Origin of the sequence: Stenotrophomonas chelatiphaga, assembly GCF_032054965.1 — a bacterium.
Lineage (GTDB): Bacteria > Pseudomonadota > Gammaproteobacteria > Xanthomonadales > Xanthomonadaceae > Stenotrophomonas > Stenotrophomonas chelatiphaga.
In genome coordinates this window covers 63,369-87,933 of sequence record NZ_DAMBRS010000015.1, presented here as the reverse complement: position 1 = coordinate 87,933, position 24,565 = coordinate 63,369, and the positions used below count along the sequence as shown (strand labels likewise).

The following is a 24,565-nucleotide window of genomic DNA, read 5'->3' as shown; positions in this document are numbered from 1 at the left end:
GGGGGTCGGGCGGTGGGGCTGGGCGGGGGCGTTGAGCGCCATGGATGGCGCGAAACGAGGCCCGCATGGATGCGGTTTTTGCCGTCCCCCGACCAGCCCCACCGCCCGACCCCGATCACGCACTCCGCTTTTCGCAGCAGCCCACCGCGAGGGGGTCCCACCCGTTCGACACCACCCCATCCGAACGCGGACAATAGGCCATCAACGGCCGCACAGGCCGCGCCCTGTTTCCGCTGCAAGGACCTCCCCCATGGCCGCACGCACATCCGCTTCCACCGCCAGGACCTTCGCCATCGAAGTCCACGCCACCCCCGCCAAGCCGCTGGGCATGGCCCCGGCGACCTTCCTGCGAGACTACTGGCAGAAGCGCCCGCTGCTGATCCGCAACGCCTTCGCCGGGTTCCAGAGCCCCGTGCAGCCCGAAGACCTGGCCGGCCTGGCCTGCGAAAACGGCGTGCTGGCGCGGCTGATCGAACACGACCGCAGCGCCGACGGATGGCGCGTGCGCACCGGCCCGTTCCAGGAGTCGGTGTTCCCCGCCCTGCCGGAAAAGGACTGGACCCTGCTGGTGCAGGACGTGGACAAATGGGACCCGGACGTCCGCGCGCTGATCGCGCACTTCGATTTCCTGCCGCGCTGGCGGATGGACGATGTGATGATCAGCTTCGCCGCCACCGGCGGCTCGGTCGGTGCGCACGTGGACCAGTACGACGTGTTCCTGCTGCAGGGCCAGGGCCATCGCCGTTGGCAGATCGATGCCAGCGAATCGACCAGGGGCAAGCGCCCGCCACTGGACTTCCGCCCGGACATCGAACTCAAGCAGCTCACGAAATTCAAGCCAAGCCACGACTGGGTGCTGGCGCCGGGTGACATGCTGTACCTGCCGCCGAACGTGCCGCACAACGGCGTGGCCGAAGACCCCTGCCTGACCTTCTCCTTCGGCATGCGCGCACCGGCATCGGCCGAATTGATCAGTGATTACCTGGACACCCTGGTGGTGGATGCCGATGAGGGCATCCGCTACCAGGACCCCGACCTGAAGCTGCCGGAGGATCCGAACGAGATCGACGTGGCGGCGATGAACCGCGTGGTGGCCGCGCTCAATGCCATCCGCATGAACGACCCGGACATGCTGGGCGACTGGTTCGGGCGCTTCATCACCACCTACCGCGCCGCCGGCGAAGTGATGCCGAGCGGACCGGCGCCGTCGCTGGACGAGGTCGACCACGCGCTGGCCAACGGCCTGCTGCTGGAGCGCCACCCCTGGGCCCGCCTGGCCTGGCGGCGTGCCAAGCGCGGCGCCAGCCTGTACTGCAGCGGGCTGGACCTGGCGGTGTCGGTAAAGGATGCGCAACGCATCGCGGCCGCCGAACGGCTGGACCGCTCCGCGTGGAACGGCCTGACCGCCAAGGGCCGGCAGGCCCTGCAGGAATTGATGGTGCTGGGCTTCTACCAGCTGACCGACCCGCACGCGGCCGACGACGAGCTGGATGACGAGCCCGCCGACGCCACGCCGATCGTGGTGGCGGCCGACACCGTGGGCACCGTCGAGGTGGATGACTTTTCCGATGACGTGCGCGAAGTGAACGTGCATGAGGACGGCGTGGAGGTGGTGGTCAGCTTCGACGAGGATGACGAAGAGGACGAACCGGAGGACGGCGCCGGCCAGCGCCGCCACTGAACATGCCCGCCTTCCGTGTCCAGCGCGCCGACCACGCGGCGTATCACGCAGCGATCCACGGGGTTCGCCAGCAGGTGTTCGTGGTCGAGCAGGGGGTGCCCGCCGACCTCGAGCGCGATGCGCTGGATCCGGTCTGCACCCACGTGCTGGCACGCGATGCCGACGGCGCGCCGATCGGTACCGGACGACTGCTGCCCGATGGCCGCATCGGGCGCATGGCGGTGCTGGCGGCATGGCGCAGCCAGGGCGTAGGCGAGGCCATGCTGGAGGAGCTGGTGCGTGCGGCTGCGATGGCCGGGCTGCCAGAGGTGCACCTGCATGCCCAGCTGCCGGCCTGTGCGTTCTATGCACGGCAGGGTTTCATTCCCGAAGGCGGTCACTTCGAAGAGGCCGGCATCGCGCACCTGCAGATGCAGCGCACGCTCGGCGCCGCCGCCACCATCGACGGGGTGCAGGCGGCCGTGGCGGTGACCACCGCGGTCATCCACCGCGCGCGCCGGCGGTTGTGGGTCCACAGCCGCCAGCTGGATCCCGGCCTGTTGGACGCCGCTCCCGTGCAGGCGGCGCTGCGCCGCTTCGCCACCCGTGCCCACGACAAGCAGCTGCGTGTCATCGTGCACGATGCCGCCGCGATCCAGACCGCCGGTGCGCCGCTGCTGTCTCTGCTGCAGCGCCTGCCCAGCGTGGTGCAGATCCGCGAGGTGAGCGATCCGGTTGACCGGGCGCTGGCCTCGGCCTGCATCGCCAACGATGCCGGCGACTACTACTTTCGTCTGATGGGCCATCGCCTTGAAGGCGAGGCCGGCATTGCACTGCCTTCACGCTCGCAGCCGCTGGAGCAGCAATTGCAGCGCGTCTGGGACCGTTCGCGGGATTGCAGCGAGCTGCGCGCCCTCGGCATCTGAGCCCGACGGCGACGCGCAACCTGTCTGGCAGCGGCACCGCAGCCGCCAATCGTGCCCGTGCAGCGCCCCATCCCCGGCGGATGGGGGTACAATTTGGGTGTTTGAACGCGCCCGTGCATGGCTATTCATCCAGTCGGCCGGGTACTTCCAGAGCCCTACCCCACAAGCGAATAATCACTCTCCATCGTGGACAATCTACTGAAGCAGTTTGCGCAGTCATCGCAGCTCGCCGGCGGCAACGCCTCCTATGTCGAGGATCTGTACGAGCAGTACCTCGTCTCCCCGGACAGTGTCGATCCCAAATGGAAGGCCTACTTCGACGGCTTCCAGGGCCGTGAAGCGGGTGACATTCCGCACTCGGGCGTCATCGCGCACATCGCCGACGCCGCCAAAGGCGCGCTGAAGAGTGGTACCGGCGAAGGGGCCGGCGACGAGCGCGAGCGCAACGTCGGCCGCCTGATCACCGCCTACCGTTCGCGGGGCCACCTCGGTGCGCGCCTGGATCCGCTCGGCCTGGCCGAGCCGACCAATCCGCCGGACCTGGGCCTGCCCTTCCACAGCCTTTCCGATGGTGACCTGAACGCCGAGTTCAGCACCGGTGGCGTGGGTGGCCAGCCGCGCATGAAACTGCGCGACCTGCTGGCACGCCTGAAGGCGACCTACACCGGTTCGATCGGCGCGGAGTTCATGCACATCTCCGAAGTCGAGCAGCGCCAGTGGATCTACAAGAAGCTCGAACTCGCCGGTGGCGATTACGCGCTCGATGCAGATACCAAGCGCCGCACGCTGGAACGCCTGACCGCGGCCGAAGGCCTGGAACGCTACCTGCACACCAAGTACGTGGGCCAGAAGCGCTTCTCGCTGGAAGGCGGCGATGCGCTGATCCCGATGATGGACACCATCATCCGTGACGCCGGCAAGGACGGGGTCAAGGACGTGGTGATCGGCATGGCCCACCGCGGCCGCCTGAACGTGCTGGTCAATACGCTGGGCAAGAACCCGCGCAAGCTGTTCGACGAGTTCGAAGGCAAGTTCGAGCACGACAACCACGCCTCCGCAGGCGATGTGAAGTACCACATGGGCTTCTCGGCCGACGTCAGCACCGACGGCGGACCGGTGCACCTGGCGCTGGCCTTCAACCCCTCGCACCTGGAAATCGCAGATCCGGTGGTTGCCGGTTCGGTGCGTTCGCGCCAGGAGCGCCGCAGCGACACCGCGCGCAAGCAGGTGATGCCGATCCTGATCCACGGCGACGCGGCCTTCGCCGGCCAGGGCGTGGTGATGGAGCTGTTCCAGATGTCGCAGGCGCGCGGTTTCGCGGTCGGCGGCACGGTACACATCGTGGTCAACAACCAGGTGGGCTTCACCACGTCCAACCCGGAAGATTCGCGCTCCACGCTGTACTGCACCGACGTGGCCAAGATGATCGCCGCCCCGGTGTTCCACGTGAACGGCGATGACCCGGAGGCCGTGGTGTTCGCCGCCAAGCTGGCCTTCGAATTCCGCCAGAAGTTCGCCAAGGACGTGGTCATCGACCTGATGTGCTACCGCCGTTGGGGCCACAACGAGGCCGACGAACCGGCGATCACCCAGCCGCTGATGTACCAGGTGATCCGCAAGCACAAGACCACCCGCGAAATGTATGCCGAGCAGCTTGAACAGGCCGGCGTGATCGAAGCCGGTGCCGGCAAGGCGCTGGTCGACGGCTATCGCGTGAAGCTGGACAGTGGCGAGTACACCACCGACCTGGCCACCGTGGAAAAGACCCCGCCGACCAGCCCGCTGTTCGTGGATTGGCCGAAGCTGCTGGACGGCAAGCTGTCGGACACGGTCAGCACCGCCGTGGACATGGACAAGCTGACCGCGCTGGCCAAGCAGATCACCACCATCCCGGACACCGTGCAGGTGCATTCGCGCGTGGCCAAGGTGTACGAAGACCGTCGCAAGATGGCCGCCGGTGAGATCCCGGGCGACTGGGGCTTTGCCGAGAACCTCGCCTACGCCACCCTGCTGGACGAAGGCCACCGCCTGCGCCTGGTCGGCCAGGACGTCGGCCGCGGTACCTTCACCCACCGCCACGCGATCCTGCACGACCAGAACACCGACCAGTACTACCTGCCGCTGCGCCAGCTGGTGGATTCTCCGGAAAAGGCCACCATCATCGATTCGCTGCTCAGCGAAGAAGCGGTGATGGCCTTCGAGTACGGCTTCTCCACCACCGACCCGGGCACCCTGTGCATCTGGGAAGGCCAGTTCGGCGACTTCGCCAACGGCGCCCAGGTGGTCATCGACCAGTTCATCGCCGCCGGTGAAGCCAAGTGGGGCCGCCTGACCGGGCTGACCCTGCTGCTGCCGCACGGCTACGAGGGCCAGGGTCCAGAACACAGCTCGGCGCGCCTTGAGCGCTTCCTGCAGCTGTGCGCGCTGGAAAACATGCTGGTGGTGGTCCCGTCCACCCCGGCGCAGGCATTCCACATGCTGCGTCGCCAGCAGCACCTGACCACCCGCAAGCCGCTGGTGGTGATGTCGCCGAAGTCGTTGCTGCGCCACAAGCTGGCCGTGTCGACGCTGGAAGAACTGGCCAATGGCGAGTTCCAGCACCTGATCGGCGATGCCAAGGCCGACCCGAAGAAGGTCAAGCGCGTGGTGCTGTGCTCGGGCAAGGTCTACTACGACCTGCTGGAAGACCAGACCAAGCGTGGCCAGGACGACGTGGCGATCATCCGCGTGGAGCAGCTCTACCCGTTCCCGCGCGCGCTGCTGGCTGCCGAACTGAAGAAGTACGGCAAGGCCACCGACGTGGTGTGGACGCAGGAAGAGCCGCAGAACCAGGGTGCGTGGTACCAGATCCGCCACCACCTGCAGTTCTGCGTGGCCGATGGCCAGAGCCTTCATTACGCGGGTCGCGCGCGCTCGGCATCGCCGGCCGCCGGCCACATGGCTGACCATGTCATCGAGCAGCAGAAGCTGGTCGCCGATGCCCTGGTCAACCCGTTCGACGACTCGGTCGCCGAATAACCCTCCCCTATTCCAGAAATACGAACCCAGGAAGCTCCCGCATGGCCACCGAAGTCAAAGTCCCGGTTTTGCCCGAATCCGTCTCCGACGGCACCATCGCCACCTGGCACAAGAAGGTCGGCGACGCCGTCAAGCGTGACGAGAATCTGGTTGACCTGGAGACCGACAAGGTCGTTCTGGAAGTCCCGTCGACCGTCGACGGCGTGCTGAAGGAAATCAAGTTCCAGGAAGGCGACACCGTCACCAGCGCCCAGGTGCTGGCGATCATCGAGGAAGGCGCGGTGGCCGAAGCCGCTGCGCCGGCTCCGGCCGCTGAAGAGAAGAAGGCCGAGGCCGCACCGGCCAAGGCGGCTGCCCCGGCGGCTGCCGCCCCGGCACCGGCGTCGAAGTCGGCGGCCGATTCGCTGCCCCCGGGCGCCCGTTTCTCGGCGATCACCGAAGGCGTGAACCCGGCCGACGTGGACGGCACCGGCCGTCGTGGCGCGGTGACCAAGGAAGACATCGTCAACTACGCCCGCAACGGCGGCGCCGGCAAGGCCGGTGGTGCGCGTCCGGAAGAACGCGTGCCGATGACCCGCATGCGCAAGCGCATCGCCGACCGCCTGATGGAATCCAAGAACAGCACCGCGATGCTGACCACCTTCAACGAGGTCAACCTCGCCAAGGTGTCGGCGGCGCGCAAGGAGCTGCAGGAAGAGTTCCAGAAGGCCCACGGCATCAAGCTCGGCTTCATGAGCTTCTTCGTGAAGGCCGCCGCCAACGCGCTGCAGCGCTTCCCGCTGGTCAATGCCTCGATCGACGGCAACGACGTGATCTATCACGGCTACTCGGACATCTCCATCGCGGTGTCCACCGACAAGGGCCTGGTCACCCCGGTGCTGCGCAACGTCGAACGCCAGTCGTTCGCCGACATCGAAAAGGGCATCGCCGACTACGCCAAGAAGGCGCGCGACGGCAAGCTGAGCCTGGAAGACCTGCAGGGCGGCACCTTCACCGTGACCAACGGCGGCACCTTCGGTTCGCTGCTGTCCACCCCGATCATCAACCCGCCGCAGAGCGCCATCCTGGGCATGCACGCGATCAAGGAACGTCCGATCGCCGAGAACGGCCAGGTCGTGATCGCGCCGATGATGTACCTGGCGCTGTCCTACGACCACCGCATCATCGACGGCAAGGATTCGGTGCAGTTCCTGGTGGACATCAAGAACCAGCTGGAAAACCCGGGCCGCATGCTGTTCGGCCTGTAAGACCCGCCGCCCCCTCCCGCCCGCGGGAGGGGTCTGTCGATCCGGGGCACGGCCTACGGCCCTGCCCGCCTCCCGGCGCACTGCGCCACCGGCCCGCTTGCACGGGTCGAGGACTGCATCAAGGACTCTCAAATGGCTGAACAATTCGACGTCGTCGTCATCGGTGCCGGCCCGGCCGGTTACCACGCCGCCATCCGTGCCGCGCAGCTGGGCCTGAAGACGGCCTGCATCGACGCGGCGCTGGGCAAGGATGGCAAGCCCGCCCTCGGCGGCACCTGCCTGCGCGTGGGCTGCATCCCGTCCAAGGCGCTGCTGGATTCCTCGCGCCAGTACTGGAACATGGGCCATATCTTTGGCGACCATGGCATCAGCTTCAAGGACGCCAAGATCGACGTCGAAGCGATGGTTGGCCGCAAGGACAAGATCGTCAAGCAGTTCACCGGCGGCATCGCCATGCTGTTCAAGGCCAACAAGGTGGCTGCGTATTACGGCTTCGGCGAGCTGCAGAAGGACAACGTGGTCAAGGTCACCCAGCACGATGGTTCGATCGTCGAGCTGAAGGGCACCAACGTGATCATCGCCGCCGGTTCGGATTCGATCGAACTGCCGTTCGCAAAGTTCGACGGTGAGACCATCGTCGACAACGTCGGCGGCCTGGACTTCACCGAAGTCCCCAAGCGCCTGGCCGTGATCGGCGCCGGCGTCATCGGCCTGGAACTGGGCAGCGTGTGGAAGCGCCTCGGCGCCGAAGTCACGATCCTGGAAGCCCTGCCGGACTTCCTGGCCGCTGCCGATGCCGAAGTGGGCAAGGTCGCGCTGAAGGAGTTCAAGAAGCAGGGCCTGGACATCAAGCTGGGCGCCAAGGTGTCCAAGGCTGAGGTGTCCGGCAAGGGCAAGAAGGCCGAAGTCGCGCTGACCTATACCGACGCCGATGGCGAGAAGTCGCTGGTCGTGGACAAGCTGCTGGTGGCCGTCGGCCGTCGCGCGGCGACCAAGGGCCTGCTGGCCGAAGGCACCGGCGTCAAGATCAACGAGCGTGGCCAGATCGAAGTGGACGCGCATTGCCACACCGGCGTCAACGGCGTGTGGGCGGTCGGCGACTGCGTGCGCGGCCCGATGCTGGCGCACAAGGGCTTCGAGGAAGGCATCGCGGTTGCCGAGCTGATCGCCGGCCTGCCGGGCCACGTCAACTTCGACACCATTCCGTGGGTCATCTACACCGAGCCGGAGCTGGCCTGGGTCGGCAAGACCGAGCAGCAGCTGAAGGCCGAGGGCATTCCGTACAAGGCCGGCAGCTTCCCGTTCGCCGCCAACGGCCGTGCGGTCGCGATGATCGAGCCGACCGGCTTCGTCAAGGTGCTGGCACACGCTGAAACCGATCGCATCCTGGGCATGCACCTGGTGGGCGCGAACGTGTCCGAGCTGGTGCACGAAGGCGTGCTGACCATGGAGTTCAGCGGTTCGGCCGATGACCTGGCGCGTATTTGCCATGCGCATCCGTCGCTGTCCGAAGTGGTGCACGATGCGGCCATGGCGGTCAGCAAGCGTGCCATCCACAAGGCGAACTGATCCGCCCGTGGTAGTGACGGCCGCTCGCCGTCACGCTTCACATCAAGAAACCCCGCCAAGGCGGGGTTTTTTGTTGCGCCGTGCTCAGGCGGCCTGCGCCCGCCCTGCTCCCAGCAGCCTGGCCGGCAGCATCAGCACCGCGCCGAGGAAGGCGAACAACGCCGAGAAGGTCACCCCGACCAGCCGGAACGGCAGGCTCAGCAGCCACACCAACGGCCACGCCAGCAGGGCGAGGATCGCCAGCGGCCAGCACAGCACGAACAGCAGGCACCACACGCCCAGCGCGAACAGGGTCTTCATGACAGGTCTCCCTGGCGGCACCGTGCCGCCTTGGGGCCATCGTTGCCGGCGGCCGGCTGCCGCGCAACGGGAATGCGACGAAACCCGGGATGCGGCGACGAACAGCGGACTCATGCTGGCCAGCGGCCTTCGCCGATGACGGCCAGCGGCCGTCACTACCTGTTGCAACCGCCGTTACTCGAACGAACCCACCGAGTCGTGCGACAGGTTGTCGAAGCGGGTGTATTCGCCGAAGAACTTCAGCTTGCACGAGCCGGTGGGACCACCACGGTGCTTGCCGATGATGATCTCGGCCAGGCCCTTGTCCGGCGAGTTTTCCTTGTTGTAATAATCGTCACGGTAGATGAAGACGATCATGTCCGCATCCTGCTCGATAGCGCCGGATTCGCGAAGATCGGCCATCACCGGGCGCTTGTCGGTACGCGTTTCCAGCGAGCGGTTGAGCTGGGACAGCGCGATCACCGGCACGTTGAGTTCCTTGGCCAGGCCCTTCAGGCCACGCGAGATCTCGGAGATTTCCGTCGCGCGGTTTTCGCTGTTGCCCGGCACGCTCATCAGCTGCAGGTAGTCGATCACGATCAGGCCCAGGTCGTGCTCGCGCTTCAGGCGGCGGCACTTGGACCGCAGGATCTCCGGCGACACGCCCGGCGTATCGTCGATGAAGATCTTGGTTTCCTTCAGCATGCGGATCGCGCCGGTAACCCGGCTCCAGTCCTCGTCTTCGAGCTGGCCGGTACGCAGGCGCTGTGCGTTGATGCGCCCATTGGAGGAGATCAGGCGCATCGCCAGCTGCGAGGCCGACATTTCCATCGAAAAGATCGCCACGCCTTTCTTCGATTTGATCGCCGCGTACTCGGCGATGTTCAGCGCCAGCGTGGTCTTGCCCATCGCCGGACGCGCCGCCAGGATGATCAGGTCGGTCGGCTGCAGGCCGGCGGTCATCGCATCGAAATCGTTGTAGCCGGTCGGAAGGCCGGTGATGTTGCCGCCGTTCTCGAAGCGGTTGCGCAGCTCTTCGAAGGCGTCCTTCAGGGCGCCGGGCATGGCCACGAAATCGGTGCGTCCGCGCGCGCCCTGTTCGGCGATGGCGAACACCGACTTTTCAGCGCTGGCGAGCAGTTCGCTGCTCTCGCGACCTTCGGGCTGGAAGCCGTCGTTGACGATATCCGTGCCGACCTGGATCAGCTGGCGCAGCACCGCCTTGTCACGCACGATTTCCGCATAGGCCACGATGTTCGCCGCCGACGGCGTGGTGCTGGCGAGTTCGATCAGGTAGGCGCCGTCGCCGACCAGTTCCATCTTGCCCTGCGATTCGAACCATTCGCCCAGCGTCACCGCATCGAACGGACGATCACGCTCGGACAGCTCGCGGATCGCGCGGTAGATCATCTGGTGGTCGCGGCGGTAGAAGTCGACTTCATTCAACTGGTCGTTGACGCGGTCGAATGCATCCGGGGCCAGCATCAGGCCGCCGAGCACCGCCTGTTCGGCTTCGACCGAATGCGGGGGCACGCGCAGGGAATCAATGCGCGATTCATCGCGGTCGAAGCGATCGGAGCGCTCCCTGCGGTCGGACTTGAAGCCGGAACGAGCAGCCATGCGGCGGAATTTCCTACAGAAGTGGCGAGATCAGTGTAGGCATGCGGGCAACCCTGCCGCCATGGACAAGCCTGTGGATAAGCCGTGGAGAAACGGGGGATATCCGCCAATGCCCGGCCAGCGTGGCGCGGAGGCGTCGCACTACCTGCGACAGGTGCCGTTGCGGCACCTGCAGGCCTCCATTATCGCAGATCGCAGGCGTCGGTCACCCCGCCCGATGTCGCCGGCGGTTCAGGCGCCCTTGCCGTGCACCGCCACCAGGGTCAGGAAGCGGTCGACGAAGCCCTGCAGGAACTCCTGCGTGCCGGCATTGCTGATGGTGCCTGCTTCGTCTATCAGTCCTTCCTTGAAGTGCAGGAAGGCCTCCGGCTGGCCCAGCACCGGCATGTCCAGGTAGGCCAGAATGTTGCGCAGGTGCTGCTGTGCCAGCGCCGTGCCGATCACCCCGATGGAGGCACCGATCACCGCTGCCGGCTTGCCCGCGAACGCGCTGTGGCCATACGGCCGCGAGCCGATGTCGATGGCGTTCTTCAACACGCCCGGCACCGAGCGGTTGTATTCCGGCGTCACGAACAACACCGCGTCGGCGCCCCGGATCTGCTGCTTCAGCCGCTTGCCCTGCGCGGGGTAATCCGCATCGAAATCCTGGTTGTAGAGCGGCAGGTCACCGATCTCCACGAAATCAAAGCGCGCCCTGCCCGCCGCCAGCTTCTCCAGCGCGCGTGCCAGGCGGCGGTTGATCGACTCCTTGCGCAGGCTGCCAACGAGCACGGCAATGGTGTATTCGGCCACGGGATCACCTTCTGTTCGGGGGGCAGGCCAGACTAGACCGGCCCGCCTTCGTCGCCGGTGAAGAGCCGCAGCGCACCCGGCCGGTCAGGACGCCTGGTCGAAGCGCACGCGGATCTCGGCAGTGACCTCGGGCATCGCAACGAAGCCGGGCTGCGAACGCACCCGCTGCAGCCACGCGACCACCGCCGGATACGGCTGCAGGGAAACCCCGCCGTCCCCTGCTACGTCGGTGTATGCGAACAGCGCGATATCGGCGATGCCATACGCCGCGCCACTGAACCAGCGCGCGTGGCCCAGGTGCTGTTCCATCACCGCCAATGCGGCGGCACTGCGCTCGCGCAGCCGTGGCAGTTCGGCGCGACGCGGTGAATCGGCCGCGGTCCAGCCACAGATGAAGCGCGCCACCGCGACATAGGGCTCGTGGCTGTACTGTTCGAAGAACATCCAGCGCAGGGTCTGCGCGCGCTCCCAGCCGTCGCTGGAGAGGAACGGCGTGCCTTCGGCCAACCAGAACAGGATCGCATTGGATTCGGGCAGCACGCGGCCGTCATCGCGCACCACCACGGGCACCTTCGCGTTCGGGTTCAGGGCCAGGAATTCCGGCGCGTGGGTCTGCCCGTGCGCACTGTCCACCTCCACCCAGCGATAGCGCGTGCCCAGCTGCTCCAGCAGCAGGCGCACCTTGTGGCAGTTGCCGGATACCGACATCCCGTGGACGGTCAGCCCGATCCGCTCATCGCTCATCATCATGCTCCGGTTGCCGCGCCGATCATGGCGACGCTGGCGGGCAGTCTGGCAAGCACGCGCGCGCTTGCCAAGCGGGTCAGCGCGCGCGCCGTGCCAGCCACTGGGCGCGGCTCTGGCCCCACACTTCCACCGGCTTGCCCGCGTGCGGTGGCGGCAGTTCGCCGATGCGCAGCAGCGTGCTGCCGAGTTTGCTCGCGACGGCCTTGGAATTGACGTTGTCCGCAGCGATGGAGTGGATCACCTCCTCCCATCCCAGGCTGGCGAACACCCAGTCCATCGCCGCCGTGGCCGCTTCCGGCGCATAGCCCAGGCCCCAGCTCTGGCGGCGGATGCTCCAGCCCACTTCGGTACCGGGCCACTCCAGCGGCTGCCACGGCCCCAGCCGGCCCACCCACTGCCCGCTGGATTTCTCGATGACGCTGAACATCGAAATGCCGAACAACTGCCAGGCACCGGCCAGCGCGCAGAAGCTGCGCCAGGCCACCGAGGGCGGTTGTACACCGCCGAGATGGGACATCACCGCCTCATCCGCGCTGAAGTCGAGATAGGGCTGCAGGTCGACGGCCTGCGGCGGCCGCAGGATCAGGCGCTCGGTTTCAAGACGGAGATCGAAGATGCTCATGCTGGCTTCCTGAAGGGCAAAACGAAAACAGGCCGGCTTGCGCCGACCCGTCCTTGTACCGCGATCACGCACACCCGGTGTTACTGACGGGTGCTACCGACGTCAGCCGCAGCGGTCTGGGTGACCAGCTGTCCATCCACCACCGGCAGGCGATCACTGGCCGGCTTGTCGTTCATGCGGATGGTCTTCTCTGCACCGTCGTAGCGGTAGGTCACGTCGTAACCCTTGACCACATCGGTGTTGCCCATGGCGATCCGGTTGCCCGGCTTGCTGTCCATGCGCATCGTGCCGGTGGTGCCATCCTCGTTGCGGTAGGTGACGTTGTAACCGGTCACCTGGCTGGACTCGGAGGTGGTGGTTTCGGTGTGGCACTGGCGCTCGGTACGGTTTACCACGCGGCCGCCGACATGGCGCTTGTCCACGTTGTTACCGATCATGCCGCCAGCCACCGCGCCTGCAGCGGTGGCGACCTTGCGACCGTTGCCGCCGCCGACCTGGTTGCCCAGCAGGCCACCGATGACCGCACCGGCGACCGTGCCGCCGACGTTGCCGTCGCGCTCGGGAAGGCGTTCCTGCACCACCACGTCCTCGCACACCTCATGCGGGGTCTGGGTGCTGGAGGTCTGGCGCACCGCCTCGGTACCGATGACCGTGGCGTAGGCCTTTTCTTTCTGGGTGATCGGCGCGACCTTCAGCACGTCGGCATATTCCAGCCCGCGCCGTGCCTCCACATCCAGCGCATCGGTGCGCACGCCGTCTTCGGCCACGCTGCCATCGGGCAGCACGGTGCCATCGGCGGCGGTCACGTAACCAGGAGAGGTGTCACCGCTTTTCATGAAGGCAGCGGTGGCGATGCCACCGACCAGCAGCGCGCCTGCGGCGACCAGGACAGTAGTAGTAGTTGATTTCATGACCTGCTCCTTGCGGACCACCCGCAACGTTCACGATGTGGATTGCAGCACGCGCTGGCTGAACGGAATATCGACAGAACCTTTATGTCCGGCCTCCCATTCAGGAAACTGCAGACCTACGCCCATGATAGCGTCTGCATTGGTACCCCACGGAACTCGACGATGGCCAACCCCATGCTGCTGCCCCTGCTCAACTGGGCGCGCCGACTGCGCTTCCCCACCCTGTTCAAGCTCACCGCCGGCCTGTTCGCGATCACGCTGGTGGTGCCCGACCCGATTCCGTTCGTGGACGAACTTCTGCTCGGTATGGGCACCCTGCTGCTGGCCAGCTGGAAAACCCGGTCGCCGCCCAAGGCGCCGCCGCTGGAGCTGCGCTGACCGTGCTGGTGGACAGTCATTGCCACCTGGATGCAGATGAGTTCGATCCGGACCGTGCGCAGGTGATCGAGCGCGCCCGCGCTGCCGGCGTGCGGGCGCAGGTGGTGCCGGCGGTGACCGCGGCAAGCTGGCCGAAGCTGCGCGAGGTCTGCCTGCAGGCCCCCGGGCTGTATCCCGCTTACGGACTGCATCCGGTGTTCCTGGCCGAGCATGCGCAGGGACACGTGGACGAACTGCGCCAGTGGATCGAGCGCGAGCGCCCCTGCGCGATCGGCGAATGCGGCCTGGACTTCTTCATCGAAGACCTCGACCGCGACCTGCAGCAGTGTTACTTCGTGGCCCAACTGGAGCTCGCGCGGGAATTCGACCTGCCGGTGATCGTGCATGCGCGGCGCGCGGTGGATGCGGTGATCGCCGCGGTGCGCCGGGTGGGCGGTCTGCGCGGGGTGGTCCACAGTTTCTCAGGCAGCCCCGAACAGGCTGCACAACTGCACAAGGCCGGTTTCCTGCTGGGACTGGGCGGGCCGGTCACGTACGAGCGCGCGCAGCGCCTGCATCGCCTGGTGCAGTCCATGCCGCTGGAGCAGCTGCTGCTGGAAACCGATGCCCCCGACCAGCCGGATCAGGGAATCCGCGGCCAGCGCAACGAACCGGCACGGCTGCGTGACATCGCCACCCACATCGCCGGACGCCGGGGCATCAGCCTGCAGGTGCTTGCCGAGGCGACCACGGTCAACGCGCAGCGGTTGTTCGGGCTGCCCGCCGCGGCCGCCTGACCTGCATTGCGGCCGGGCCGGAACCGCCGGCGTCATCCGGCCGCGTCGGCGACCTGCTTCTTCGGCGCGAGCAGCATCTCCAGCGCCTTGGCCACCGCGGCAAACGCAAACGCGCCGGTGATGTGGGTCGCCGCGCCGAGTCCGGCACCGCAGTCGAGCTTCAGCGCCGCGTCCGGGCCCAGTTCCGGGCGTATCCCGCAGACACTGCCGTCGGCCTGCGGATAGCGGACATTTTCCAGGGAATAGATCGCCGGCACGCCGAAGTAACGTCTGGCATTCTTCGGGAAGTTGAACTCGCTGCGCAGCTTCTTGCGGATGAGCGCCAGCATCGCATCGTGTTCGGTGCGTGATACATCACGTACGCGCACCAGGGTGGGATCGGTGCGGCCTCCGGCGGCGCCGACGGTGAGCAGCGGCAGCTTGCGCCGGCGGCACCAGGCGATGGTTTCTACCTTGACCCGGAAACTGTCACAGGCATCGATGACCAGGTCGAAACCACGATCAAGCAGCTCGACCATGTTGGCCGGGGTCAGGAACGCTTCGACCGCATCCACGTCGATGGCCGGATTGATGGCGCGGCAGCGCTCGGCCATCGCCACCGACTTGTTGCGCCCGTAGTTGCCTTCCATCGCCGGCAGCTGGCGGTTGGTGTTGGACACGCAGATATCATCGGCATCGATCAGGGTCAGGTGGCCTACCGCCGAACGGGCCAGCGCCTCCACCACCCACGAGCCGACCCCGCCCATGCCGACCACGGCGACCCGCCGCGCCTGCAGGGTCTCCAGCGATCCGCGCCCATACAGCCGTTCAACGCCGGCGAAGCGTTCTTTGATCTGATCATTCATCGCGGCATTTTAACGGGTGTCGGGCCATTCCCGTGCAGGGCCCGTGCCGCGCGTGCGCTGGGCGTGGTTCATCCGCCAGCCATGAAATGGGGGAATGGTTGGCGCGCCGTTCACGTTCAAAGAAGGAGGATCCCTCCCAAGCGCACCAGACGCCTACCACCCTTTCTGGCCAGGAGAACCACCCATGAAAATCCAGCTCATTGCCGCGAGTGTTGTCGCCACCCTTGCCCTGGCCGGTTGTGCCACCTCGCCCGGTTATGGCGGCGGCGGTTACGGCAACACCAACAGCGGCTACGGCAACAGTGGTGGCAACTACAACACCAACCGCTGCGCGGACTGCGGCATCGTCACCCGCATCAATACCGTGGCCTCCGGCCGTGCGGCACCGTCGGCGACCGGTGCGGTGCTCGGCGGCATCGTCGGCGCCGTGGCCGGCCATGAAATCTCCGACCACACCGGCGGCAGCCGTGGCAACAAGAACATCGCCGCAGCCGCAGGTGCGGTCGGCGGCGCACTGGCCGGCAACCAGATCCAGAAGAACGTCACCAGCGATACCTACGATATCGCCGTGCGCATGGATGATGGCCGCACCATCGTGGTCAACCAGCGTGACCTCGGCGGGATCCGCGAAAACACCTACGTGCGCGTTGTGAACGGCCGCGTGGTGCTGCGCTGATCCTGGCAGCGTTGCCGCTGCCAGCCGTTGCAGCGACATGAACCAGAAGGGCCCGCTCGCGCGGGCCCTTCTGCTGAAACAAACGCGGCGCGTTCAATCAGAGCGGCTTGACCTTGTCGGCCTGCAGGCCCTTCTGGCCGGTGACGACCTCGAACTCGACGGCCTGGCCTTCCTTCAGCGACTTGAAGCCCTGCGATTCGATGGCGCGGAAATGCACGAACACATCCTCGCCACTCTCACGGCTGATGAAACCAAAGCCTTTCGCATCGTTGAACCACTTGACGGTGCCCTTCTCAGCCATCTTTGCTACTCCCTTACTGTCTTGTAATTGGTTACGCCCTGATAGGCGGCTGACGAGCAAGGAGGAAGCGAGGTGCAACGATGTAGCGGATCGCTGGGATCTACCATCATCAGGCCACGATCCACGGTGACCTTGCCAAGCTCAGCGGGGTCACGTTAACCCGGCATAAATGAAAATGCAACGGGTAGATTGATCAATGTGTCAACCCCTTTTGGACCTCCATACGGTAAAGCATGGACCTCTCATTCATCTTGTATCTGGTAGCGGCTCTCTGCATCGCGCTGGGCATCGCCGGCATCGTGCTGCCGGCGCTTCCCGGCATTCCACTGGTCTTCCTCGGCCTGCTGCTGGCCGCGTGGGCTGACGGCTTCGTCCATGTCGGCTGGCCCGTGCTGACGGTACTCGCCGTCCTGACCGTGCTGTCGTTCGTGGTGGACGTGCTGGCGACGGTGGTCGGGGCGCAGCGCGTGGGGGCCAGCCGCAAGGCCTTGTGGGGCACCTTCATCGGCAGCATCGCCGGGCTGTTCTTCATGCCGGTCGGGCTGTTCCTCGGCCCGCTGCTGGGCGCGCTGGTCGGCGAGTATTGGCACAGTCGCGAACTCGGCCGTTCCACCAGGGTGGGACTGGCCACGTGGCTCGGCATCCTGCTGGGGATGGCGCTGAAGGTCGCGCTGCTGGTGGCAATGCTGGGGCTGTTCGCGTTTGCCTGGCTGCTCTGAACTCACTGCGGTTTCACGCCGCTTCACAGGGGGCACTGGCATAACCGCTTCGACCACTGGCGGCCAACGCCGACGCACGCCACACTGCTCCTCACTCTCTCTCCTATTCAGCCTCGTGCAAGGGCCCGCAGCAATGACCCTCACCTCCCCCATTCCCCGCCTGGCCCCGTTGGTGCTGGCCCTGTCCAGCGCTCCGCTGGCCGCGCAGGAATTCACCGCTTCGCCTGCAACTTCGCCCAGCGCCTGCGCCGCCATCACCACCGACGCGGCGCGGCTTGCCTGCTATGACCAGCTGTTCGGTCCCACCCAGGCCACCACCGCGCAGGCCGACGCCGCGGCCGAAGCCGCTGCGGTGGCGCGCAAGGAAGAACGCCGCGAAGTCCGGGTCAGCGCAGGCGAGGAGAAACTGCGCTCGCGCGTGGGCGACCTGTTCCGCCCGGCCCCGCACGATGCGGCGCTGGCCAATGCTGGCCGCGGCTCGCTGCTGGACAGCCGCTGGGAGCTGGCCGAAGACTCCAAGCTGGGGCCGTTCCAGCTGCGCGCCTACAAGCCGGTGTACTTGCTGCCGGCGTTCTGGACCAGCGACAAGAATCTCGCTCCGCAGTCGCCGAACCCGGCCAACACGGTGACCACCCCGCAGTTGCTGGACAGCAACGAGCTGAAGTTCCAGCTCAGCTTCAAGACCAAGATCGTGGAGAACCTGTTCGGCGACAACGGTGACATCTGGGCCGGCTATACCCAGAGCTCGCGCTGGCAGGCCTACAACGCCGACAACTCGCGCCCGTTCCGCGAAACCAACTACGAACCGGAGGTCATGGCCGTGTTCCGCAATGGCTACTCCATCGGTGGCTGGCGCGGCCGCATGAGTGCCATCGGCATCAACCACCAGTCCAATGGCCGGGCCGATCCGTTCTCGCGCAGCTGGAACCGGGTGATCGTCAGTGTCGGCCTGGACCGCGAGAACTGGGCATTGACCCTGCGCCCGTGGTACCGCCTGCCGGAGTCGCGCAGCGATGACAACAACCCGGACATCCAGGATTACATGGGCCGCGGCGATGCGACCCTGGTGTGGAACCGCAACGGCCATGAAGTCGCGCTGATGGGGCGGCATTCGCTGCGCGGTGGTGACCGCTCGCACGGCGCATTGCAGATCGACTATGGGTTCCCGATCAGCAACCTGCTGCGCGGCCACGTCCAAGTGTTCGATGGCTACGGCGAGAGCATGATCGACTACAACCACAAGGCCACCTACATCGGCGTGGGCGTGTCGTTGCTGGAGTGGTTCTGATGTCCGTGACGCTCTGGCACAACACCGCCTGCAGCAAGTCACGCAATACGCTCAAGCTGATCCGCGATGCCGGACTGGATCCGGTCATCGTGGATTACCTGGCCGATCCGCCCGACGCGCAGGCGCTGCGCAAGGTGCTGGCCGATGCCGGCCTGCGCGCTGCGGAGCTGGTGCGCAGCAACGAGCCGGTGTTTGCCGAACTGGGGCTGGCCGGCGCCGATGAGGCGCGGCTGGTGGACGCGATGGTCGCCCATCCGCGTCTCATCAACCGGCCGATCGTGATCACCGACAAAGGCACGCGCCTGTGCCGGCCACCCGAGCGGGTGCTCGACATTCTGTAACGCGCGGCGGTGACGACCCCACGGTCGTCACCCACCCCGTGGGCCGTTATCAGGCCACCACCACCGGAATCTTGCCGATCCGGGCCTGCCATTCGCGCGGGCCGGTCTGGTGAACCGACTCACCGGTGGAATCGACCGCCACCGTCACCGGCATGTCCTGCACGGTGAACTCGTAGATGGCCTCCATGCCCAGATCGGCGAAGCCGACCACCCTGGCCGCCTTGATCGCCTTGGACACCAGGTAGGCCGAACCACCCACGGCCATCAGGTAGGCCGACTTGTTGTCACGGATCGCTTCGATCGCCGCCGGTCCGCGTTCGGCCTTGCCGACCATGCCCAGCAGGCCGGTCTGTTCCAGCACCTGGCGGGTGAACTTGTCCATGCGGGTGGCGGTGGTCGGGCCGGCCGGGCCCACCACTTCGTCGCGCACCGGGTCGACCGGGCCCACGTAATAGATGAAACGACCCTTGAGGTCGACCGGCAGCGGCTCGCCCTTGTCCAGCATTTCCACGATGCGCTTGTGCGCGGCATCGCGGCCGGTCAGCAGCTTGCCGTTGAGCAGCAGGGTCTGGCCCGGCTTCCAGCTGGCCACATCGGCCGGGGTGATCGTATCCAGGTCCACCCGGGTGCCCTTGGACGCGTCATAGGTGATCTGCGGCCAGTCTTCCAGCGACGGCGGATCCAGCATCACCGGGCCGCTGCCATCCAGGGTGAAGTGCGCATGGCGGGTGGCCGCGCAGTTCGGGATCATCGCCACCGGCAGGTTCGCCGCATGGGTGGGGAAGTCCTTGACCTTGATGTCCAGCACGGTGGTCAGGCCGCCCAGGCCCTGCGCGCCGATGCCCAGCGCGTTGACCTTGTCGAACAGTTCCAGGCGCAGTTCTTCGGCGCGGTTGGACGCACCCCGGGCCTTCAGTTCGTTGATGTCGATCGGCTCCATCAGCGATTCCTTGGCCAGCAGCATCGCCTTTTCAGCGGTGCCACCAATGCCGATGCCGAGCATGCCCGGCGGGCACCAGCCGGCGCCCATGGTCGGCACGGTCTTCAGCACCCAGTCGACGATGGAATCGGAAGGATTGAGCATGGCGAACTTGCTCTTGGCTTCCGAACCACCGCCCTTGGCCGCGACGATCACCTCGACGTGGTCACCGGGTACCACCTTGACGTTGACCACGCCGGGGGTGTTGTCCTTGGTATTGATGCGCTTGCCGGCCGGATCGGCCAGCACCGAGGCGCGCAGCTTGTTGTCCGGATGGTTGTAGGCGCGGCGCACGCCTTCATTGGCCATGTCCTCCACGCCCATGGTGGCATCGTCCCAGCGCACGTTCATGCCGATTTCCAGGAACACGGTAACGATGCCGGTGTCCTGGCAGATCGGCCGGTGGCCTTCGGCGCACATCCGCGAATTGATCAGGATCTGCGCCATCGCCTCCTTGGCCGCCGGTGATTCCTCGCGCTCGTAGGCTGCGGCAAGGCTCTTGATGTAGTCCACCGGGTGGTAGTACGAGATGTACTGCAGCGCGTCGGCGATGGACTGGATGAGGTCTTCCTGCTTGATCGATGTCACGGCTTGCTCGCTTGCTCGGGGCTGGCGGGGGTTATTCCGCCCATTTTACCCCCGCGCGGCAGACCGGGGGCTGTTTGCCCTGCCAATCGTGTCCTGTGCGGCGTTCAGGGCCTGCGGCGGCCGGATGGCGGCTCCATTGCAGCATGCTCCCGCCTGAATGATCACCGGCCTGCTCATCCGGGTGCAGGGTCCGGTGCGGGCCAGGGGCATGCGCGGGTCAGCGCCGGGCAGGGACATGCGCCTCGCTCGCTGCGACGCGAACGGCATGGTCAAAAAAACACCGGTGTGGAGCAGGTGCAGTGGATAGGCGTTCATTGCGCCATAACGATGCCGAAAGCATGCCGTTTACGCTGAAAAGTCTCGAAGCCAATCTATCGATGATGTCCAGCTAATTCATTGTTTGAATTGATGGGGCGCGTCGCGGTGGACCCCCTAACGTCCTGCATTCGTTCGAAGCAGGATCAGCCCCTTGGCCCACGCAGTCCCCCCCTCCCTTCGCGCCCGCTGCAACGCGTGGCTGTTGTCTTACCTGCTGATCAATGCAGTGCTTCTTGCCATCCCGTTACTGATCAACGTTGAATGGCCTGACGCGTCGGACGCGCGGTTCTTCCTTGGCGCTGCACTGGCTGCGCAGCTCGGCACCATGATGCTCGTCGTTGGCCTGCCGGTATGGCTGATGGACCGCGTCCCTCTCCTGCGGCCCCTGGCACTGCCCAGCCTGCTCGCCCTCACCCTGCTGTGGTGGGTCCTGATTGTCGTGGATGCGCGCGTGTTCAATCAGTTCGGCTTCCATATCAACGGGCTGGTGATCGCGCTGATGTTCGACGGCGGCCTGCTCGGGCAGCTGGGGCTGAGCAGCGGCACATGGCTGCTGGCCGCTTTGGCGGTGGGCGTGGTGGCTGCATGCCAATACCTTCTCGTCCGTATCCTGCGCGCGCGCCGACACGCGGGCGTGCGCTGGCGGTGGATGGCACTGGTGGTGCCGATGGTGGCCCTCAGCCAGGGCCTTGGCATCTGGTACGACGCCCAGGGCCGTACCGATGCCATGGCGGGATTACGTGCAATCCCGTGGCTGCAAACCACAACCGCGCGTCGGCAGCTGGCCAGGCTGGGCTGGGCTGCCGATGATCGATCACAGGTTCGGCTTGCCGCGCAACCGGCCGCGAACGCGGCGCTGTCGTATCCGCGCGCGGCGCTGCAATGCCAGCCTCAGCGGCTGTCAAACGTCCTGGTGATCGTGGTCGATTCACTGCGCCACGATATGCTGAGCCCGGAGCAGATGCCGAACACCGCCCGCTTTGCTGCCGATGCATGGCAGGGCGACCAGCACTACAGCACCGGCAACAACACCATGCACGGTGTTTTCGGGCTGTTCTACGGATTGCCGGCGCTGTATACCCAGACGATGATCCACCATCGTCGTGGCCCGGAACTGCTTCGCCAGCTGCAGCGTTACAACTACGCTTTCCATCTTTACGGGGGGGCATCACTGGCAGGTGCCCGCCTGGACCGCGCGGTGTTCGTCGAGACCGATGCACCCTTGCACACCGCATCGCCGCAGGTCGCGCCTGATGAGCGTGACCGGGATGTTGTCAGGCAGATGACCGCGGCACTGCGTGGGCAGCCGGCCGACCAGCCCTTCTTCGGCTTCATCCTGCTGGACAGCGCGCATGCACCCTATGCGGTGCCGGCAGAGGCCGAACAGCGCTTCCTGCCGCAGGCGTCCGCCGGCGCACATCTCAAGACCGGACGCTCGACCAATCCCAAGCCGCTGTTCAATCGCTATCGCAACGCCGTGCTGGGTGCGGACGCGCGCATTGGTGAGTTGCTGCAGGCCTTGGACGACACCGGCCGCAGTGATGACACGGTTGTGATCATCACCAGTGACCATGGCGAATCGTTCAACGACCTGGGCCAGAACGACTGGGGACACAACAGTAATTTCAGCGACGTGCAGACACGTGTGCCGATGCTTGTTCGTTGGCCCGGACGCGCTCCGGCGCAGGAGCCGGCCGTGACCAGCCACATGGATGTCGCGCCGACGCTGATGCGCCACCTGTTGTCCTGCACCAATCCACCAGCAGACTTTGCCGCCGGAGTGGACCTGTTCGGACCGCTTCCCGCGCAGCGTCCGCTGCTGGTGGAGTCGTGGACATCGCGTGCGGTGCGTCTGGGCGAAGAAACATTGCTGGTCCGCCCGTACGGGATGGAAGTACGTGACAAAGACTACCAACCGATCAAGGACAGCCGTGCGCCCGCCATCGCCACCGCCGTGATCCTCCAACAGATGCAGCTGCTGAACCCCGGTGCACTGCACTCGCCGACAGCAGCAGATCCCACCGGCTGAGCGAGGCGTCGGCCCCTGTGGGATTCATGCCGCAACCACGGTAACGGGGCGCACAATGCGCCCCATGCCCGCCTCCCGATCCAGCAGTGCCCCCGGCCCGAGCAATCCCAGCCTGCGCGAGCGGGTCGGTGCGATGCGCAACCTGCCACCGTTCCTGCGCCAGGTATGGCAGACCAGCCCGTGGCTGGCCAGCGCCAGCCTGGGGCTGCGCATCATCCGCGCCCTGTTGCCGGTGGCGATGCTGTATGTCGGCAAGCTGATCATCGATTCGGCCGTGCTGCTCAGCCAGCACGACGCTGGTTTTCCGCCGTTCGGTGAAGCGCTGTCCAGCGGCCTGCTCACCCCGTTGCTGACCCTGCTGGCGCTGGAATTCGGGCTGGCCATTGCCTCGGACCTGTTGGGGCGCATTGTCAGCTACGCCGATTCGCTGCTGTCGGAACTGTTCACCAATGTCACCAGCGTGCGCCTGATGGAGCACGCCGCCTCCCTGGACCTGGAGGATTTCGAGGATCCCGAACTGCAGGACAAGCTGGACCGTGCGCGGCGCCAGACCATGGGCCGGATGAACCTGATGAGCCAGCTGTTCGGCCAGGTCCAGGATGCGATCACCGTGGCCAGCCTTGCCGTGGGCCTGCTGGTCTACGCGCCCTGGTTGATCGTGCTGCTGGCCCTGGCGCTGGTGCCGGCCTTCATCGGCGAATCCCACTTCAACGCGGCCGGCTACAGTCTCAACTTCCAATGGACCCCCGAGCGTCGCCAGCTGGATTACCTGCGCCAGGTCGGGGCCAGCGTGGAAACCGCCAAGGAGGTCAAGATCTTCAACCTCCACCGGTTCCTGATCGACCGCTACAAACTGCTGGCCGACCGCTTCTTCCACGCCAACCGCGCGCTGGCGCGCAAGCGGGCGTTCTGGGGTACGTTGCTGGCCGCGCTGGGCACGCTGGGTTACTACACCGCTTACGCCTATATCGCCTGGCGCACCGTGCGCGGTGATTTCAGCATCGGTGACCTGACCTTCCTGGCCGGCAGTTTCCTGCGCCTGCGCCAGTTGCTTGAAGGCCTGCTGATCGGTTTTTCGCAGGTGGCCAGCCAGGCGCTGTACCTGGACGATCTGTTCTCCTTCTTCCAGATCACCCCGGAAATCCACACCCGCCCCGATGCCATACCGGTGCCGCGGCCGATCCGCCAGGGCTTCGTGTTCGACAACGTCGGCTTCCGCTATCCGGATGCGGAAACCTGGGCCGTGCGCCATCTCGACTTCCAGCTGCATGCCGGTGAGGTGCTGGCGCTGGTCGGCGAAAACGGCGCCGGCAAGACCACGCTGGTCAAGCTGCTGGCGCGGCTGTACGACCCGGACGAGGGCCGCATCCTGCTCGATGGGCGTGACCTGCGCGACTACGACCTGGACGACCTGCGCGCCAACATGGGGGTGATCTTCCAGGACTTCGTGCGCTACAACCTCACCGCCGGGGAGAACATCGGCGTCGGCCAGGTCGATGCGCTGGACGACGCGCAGCGCATCCGCGACGCCGCACGCCGCGGCATGGCCGAAGAGGTGATCCAGGCCCTGCCCGGCGGCTACCAGCAGGTGATCGGGCGCCGCTTCAAGCAGGGCGTGGACCTGTCCGGCGGCCAGTGGCAGAAGATCGCCATCGCGCGCGCGTACATGCGCCAGGCCCAGGTGATGATCCTGGACGAGCCGACCGCCGCGCTCGACGCACGCGCCGAGTACGAGGTGTTCCAGCGCTTCCGCGAGCTGTCCGAACAACGCACCGCGGTGCTGATCTCGCACCGGTTTTCTTCGGTGCGCATGGCCGACCGCATCCTGGTGCTGGCCGATGGCCGGATCGAGGCCAGCGGCAGCCATGCCCAATTGATGGCCGAAGGCGGCCGCTACGCCGAGCTGTTCGAGCTGCAGGCGGCCGGGTATCGCTGA

General features: G+C 66.2%; 22 protein-coding genes. 13 read left to right on the top strand and 9 right to left on the bottom strand.

Features of this window, described 5'->3' with window-relative positions; translation table 11 throughout:
• Positions 1–250 precede the first annotated feature (250 nt).
• From RTX79_RS16050 to lpdA, 5 genes are all read left to right on the top strand, one after another.
• Positions 251–1,681: a cupin domain-containing protein gene (locus RTX79_RS16050; RefSeq protein ID WP_312684745.1), complete on the top strand. Its 1,431-nt coding sequence runs from the start codon at positions 251–253 to the stop codon at positions 1,679–1,681.
• Positions 1,682–1,683: 2 nt separating this feature from the next.
• Positions 1,684–2,586 carry a GNAT family N-acetyltransferase gene (locus tag RTX79_RS16045; RefSeq protein ID WP_312684744.1) on the top strand — a complete coding sequence of 301 codons (903 nt, stop codon included), beginning with the start codon at positions 1,684–1,686 and terminating at the stop codon, positions 2,584–2,586.
• Positions 2,587–2,772: 186 nt separating this feature from the next.
• On the top strand, positions 2,773–5,604 hold the full coding sequence (locus tag RTX79_RS16040; RefSeq protein WP_312684743.1) for a 2-oxoglutarate dehydrogenase E1 component: 2,832 nt from the start codon (positions 2,773–2,775) through the stop codon (positions 5,602–5,604).
• 41 nt (positions 5,605–5,645) lie between these two features.
• A complete protein-coding gene (gene sucB, locus RTX79_RS16035) occupies positions 5,646–6,851 on the top strand; it encodes a dihydrolipoyllysine-residue succinyltransferase (protein WP_057509360.1) in 1,206 nt (401 codons plus the stop codon).
• 132 nt (positions 6,852–6,983) lie between these two features.
• Positions 6,984–8,420, top strand: coding sequence for a dihydrolipoyl dehydrogenase (gene lpdA / locus RTX79_RS16030; RefSeq protein WP_312684742.1), 1,437 nt, complete (start codon positions 6,984–6,986; stop codon positions 8,418–8,420).
• Between the two features lie 84 nt (positions 8,421–8,504).
• On the opposite strand, the gene RTX79_RS16025 is transcribed toward lpdA, so the two are convergent.
• The 6 genes from RTX79_RS16025 to RTX79_RS16000 form a co-directional block, all read right to left on the bottom strand.
• A complete protein-coding gene (locus tag RTX79_RS16025; RefSeq protein WP_057509362.1) occupies positions 8,505–8,720 on the bottom strand; it encodes a hypothetical protein in 216 nt (71 codons plus the stop codon).
• A gap of 174 nt (positions 8,721–8,894) precedes the next feature.
• On the bottom strand, positions 8,895–10,319 hold the full coding sequence (locus RTX79_RS16020) for a replicative DNA helicase (protein WP_057509363.1): 1,425 nt from the start codon (positions 10,317–10,319) through the stop codon (positions 8,895–8,897).
• Positions 10,320–10,550: 231 nt separating this feature from the next.
• Positions 10,551–11,111, bottom strand: a complete 561-nt coding sequence (locus RTX79_RS16015; protein ID WP_057509364.1) for an NADPH-dependent FMN reductase — start codon at positions 11,109–11,111, stop codon at positions 10,551–10,553.
• 84 nt (positions 11,112–11,195) lie between these two features.
• Positions 11,196–11,855, bottom strand: coding sequence for a glutathione S-transferase family protein (locus RTX79_RS16010; RefSeq protein WP_312684741.1), 660 nt, complete (start codon positions 11,853–11,855; stop codon positions 11,196–11,198).
• Positions 11,856–11,934: 79 nt separating this feature from the next.
• Complete coding sequence (locus tag RTX79_RS16005) at positions 11,935–12,480, bottom strand: GNAT family N-acetyltransferase (RefSeq protein WP_312684740.1); 546 nt, start codon at positions 12,478–12,480, stop codon at positions 11,935–11,937.
• Positions 12,481–12,560: 80 nt separating this feature from the next.
• A complete protein-coding gene (locus tag RTX79_RS16000; RefSeq protein WP_057509367.1) occupies positions 12,561–13,391 on the bottom strand; it encodes a glycine zipper 2TM domain-containing protein in 831 nt (276 codons plus the stop codon).
• Positions 13,392–13,553: 162 nt separating this feature from the next.
• Between RTX79_RS16000 and RTX79_RS15995 the strand changes: the two genes are divergently transcribed.
• Positions 13,554–13,769, top strand: coding sequence for a DUF6116 family protein (locus RTX79_RS15995; RefSeq protein ID WP_057509368.1), 216 nt, complete (start codon positions 13,554–13,556; stop codon positions 13,767–13,769).
• Complete coding sequence (locus tag RTX79_RS15990) at positions 13,766–14,545, top strand: TatD family hydrolase (protein WP_312684750.1); 780 nt, start codon at positions 13,766–13,768, stop codon at positions 14,543–14,545. Before RTX79_RS15995 ends, RTX79_RS15990 begins: the two co-directional genes overlap by 4 nt.
• Before the next feature lie 32 nt (positions 14,546–14,577).
• Here RTX79_RS15990 and RTX79_RS15985 read toward each other — a convergent pair whose 3' ends face one another.
• Complete coding sequence (locus tag RTX79_RS15985) at positions 14,578–15,390, bottom strand: tRNA threonylcarbamoyladenosine dehydratase (RefSeq protein ID WP_312684739.1); 813 nt, start codon at positions 15,388–15,390, stop codon at positions 14,578–14,580.
• Positions 15,391–15,574: 184 nt separating this feature from the next.
• Here RTX79_RS15985 and RTX79_RS15980 point away from each other — a divergent pair, with 184 nt between their 5' ends.
• Entirely contained in the window at positions 15,575–16,066 is a 492-nt protein-coding gene (locus tag RTX79_RS15980; RefSeq protein WP_057509370.1) for a glycine zipper 2TM domain-containing protein, read from the top strand.
• 97 nt (positions 16,067–16,163) lie between these two features.
• Here the strand turns inward: RTX79_RS15980 and RTX79_RS15975 are convergent, their stop codons facing one another.
• Positions 16,164–16,367 carry a cold-shock protein gene (locus RTX79_RS15975; RefSeq protein ID WP_019185917.1) on the bottom strand — a complete coding sequence of 68 codons (204 nt, stop codon included), beginning with the start codon at positions 16,365–16,367 and terminating at the stop codon, positions 16,164–16,166.
• 233 nt (positions 16,368–16,600) lie between these two features.
• Here RTX79_RS15975 and RTX79_RS15970 point away from each other — a divergent pair, with 233 nt between their 5' ends.
• From RTX79_RS15970 to arsC, 3 genes are all read left to right on the top strand, one after another.
• On the top strand, positions 16,601–17,086 hold the full coding sequence (locus tag RTX79_RS15970; RefSeq protein ID WP_057509371.1) for a DUF456 domain-containing protein: 486 nt from the start codon (positions 16,601–16,603) through the stop codon (positions 17,084–17,086).
• 133 nt (positions 17,087–17,219) lie between these two features.
• Positions 17,220–18,374, top strand: coding sequence for a phospholipase A (locus RTX79_RS15965; protein ID WP_309685074.1), 1,155 nt, complete (start codon positions 17,220–17,222; stop codon positions 18,372–18,374).
• Positions 18,374–18,715 (top strand): arsenate reductase (glutaredoxin), encoded by a 342-nt coding sequence (arsC, locus tag RTX79_RS15960; RefSeq protein ID WP_123699785.1) that lies wholly within the window; start codon positions 18,374–18,376, stop codon positions 18,713–18,715. The genes RTX79_RS15965 and arsC overlap by 1 nt, the downstream gene beginning before the upstream one ends.
• 49 nt (positions 18,716–18,764) lie before the next feature.
• Here the strand turns inward: arsC and RTX79_RS15955 are convergent, their stop codons facing one another.
• Positions 18,765–20,282: a fumarate hydratase gene (locus RTX79_RS15955; protein WP_312684736.1), complete on the bottom strand. Its 1,518-nt coding sequence runs from the start codon at positions 20,280–20,282 to the stop codon at positions 18,765–18,767.
• Between the two features lie 520 nt (positions 20,283–20,802).
• On the opposite strand from RTX79_RS15955, the gene RTX79_RS15950 reads away from it, so the two are divergent.
• Positions 20,803–22,629: a sulfatase-like hydrolase/transferase gene (locus tag RTX79_RS15950; RefSeq protein ID WP_312684734.1), complete on the top strand. Its 1,827-nt coding sequence runs from the start codon at positions 20,803–20,805 to the stop codon at positions 22,627–22,629.
• Between the two features lie 64 nt (positions 22,630–22,693).
• Positions 22,694–24,565: an ABC transporter ATP-binding protein gene (locus RTX79_RS15945; RefSeq protein WP_312684733.1), complete on the top strand. Its 1,872-nt coding sequence runs from the start codon at positions 22,694–22,696 to the stop codon at positions 24,563–24,565.

What these genes read in the sequence shown, in the direction of transcription:
- RTX79_RS15995 (WP_057509368.1), top strand. Translation starts at nt 13,554, where the DNA reads ATGGCCAACCCCATGCTGCTGCCCCTGCTCAACTGGGCGCGCCGACTG.
- RTX79_RS16045 (WP_312684744.1), top strand. Translation starts at nt 1,684, where the DNA reads ATGCCCGCCTTCCGTGTCCAGCGCGCCGACCACGCGGCGTATCACGCA.
- RTX79_RS15965 (WP_309685074.1), top strand. Translation starts at nt 17,220, where the DNA reads ATGACCCTCACCTCCCCCATTCCCCGCCTGGCCCCGTTGGTGCTGGCC.
- RTX79_RS15945 (WP_312684733.1), top strand. Translation starts at nt 22,694, where the DNA reads ATGCCCGCCTCCCGATCCAGCAGTGCCCCCGGCCCGAGCAATCCCAGC.
- RTX79_RS16000 (WP_057509367.1), bottom strand. Translation starts at nt 13,391, where the DNA reads ATGAAATCAACTACTACTACTGTCCTGGTCGCCGCAGGCGCGCTGCTG.
- RTX79_RS15985 (WP_312684739.1), bottom strand. Translation starts at nt 15,390, where the DNA reads ATGAATGATCAGATCAAAGAACGCTTCGCCGGCGTTGAACGGCTGTAT.
- sucB (WP_057509360.1), top strand. Translation starts at nt 5,646, where the DNA reads ATGGCCACCGAAGTCAAAGTCCCGGTTTTGCCCGAATCCGTCTCCGAC.
- RTX79_RS16005 (WP_312684740.1), bottom strand. Translation starts at nt 12,480, where the DNA reads ATGAGCATCTTCGATCTCCGTCTTGAAACCGAGCGCCTGATCCTGCGG.
- RTX79_RS16010 (WP_312684741.1), bottom strand. Translation starts at nt 11,855, where the DNA reads ATGAGCGATGAGCGGATCGGGCTGACCGTCCACGGGATGTCGGTATCC.
- RTX79_RS16050 (WP_312684745.1), top strand. Translation starts at nt 251, where the DNA reads ATGGCCGCACGCACATCCGCTTCCACCGCCAGGACCTTCGCCATCGAA.
- RTX79_RS15975 (WP_019185917.1), bottom strand. Translation starts at nt 16,367, where the DNA reads ATGGCTGAGAAGGGCACCGTCAAGTGGTTCAACGATGCGAAAGGCTTT.
- arsC (WP_123699785.1), top strand. Translation starts at nt 18,374, where the DNA reads ATGTCCGTGACGCTCTGGCACAACACCGCCTGCAGCAAGTCACGCAAT.
- lpdA (WP_312684742.1), top strand. Translation starts at nt 6,984, where the DNA reads ATGGCTGAACAATTCGACGTCGTCGTCATCGGTGCCGGCCCGGCCGGT.
- RTX79_RS16020 (WP_057509363.1), bottom strand. Translation starts at nt 10,319, where the DNA reads ATGGCTGCTCGTTCCGGCTTCAAGTCCGACCGCAGGGAGCGCTCCGAT.
- RTX79_RS16025 (WP_057509362.1), bottom strand. Translation starts at nt 8,720, where the DNA reads ATGAAGACCCTGTTCGCGCTGGGCGTGTGGTGCCTGCTGTTCGTGCTG.
- RTX79_RS15980 (WP_057509370.1), top strand. Translation starts at nt 15,575, where the DNA reads ATGAAAATCCAGCTCATTGCCGCGAGTGTTGTCGCCACCCTTGCCCTG.
- RTX79_RS15970 (WP_057509371.1), top strand. Translation starts at nt 16,601, where the DNA reads ATGGACCTCTCATTCATCTTGTATCTGGTAGCGGCTCTCTGCATCGCG.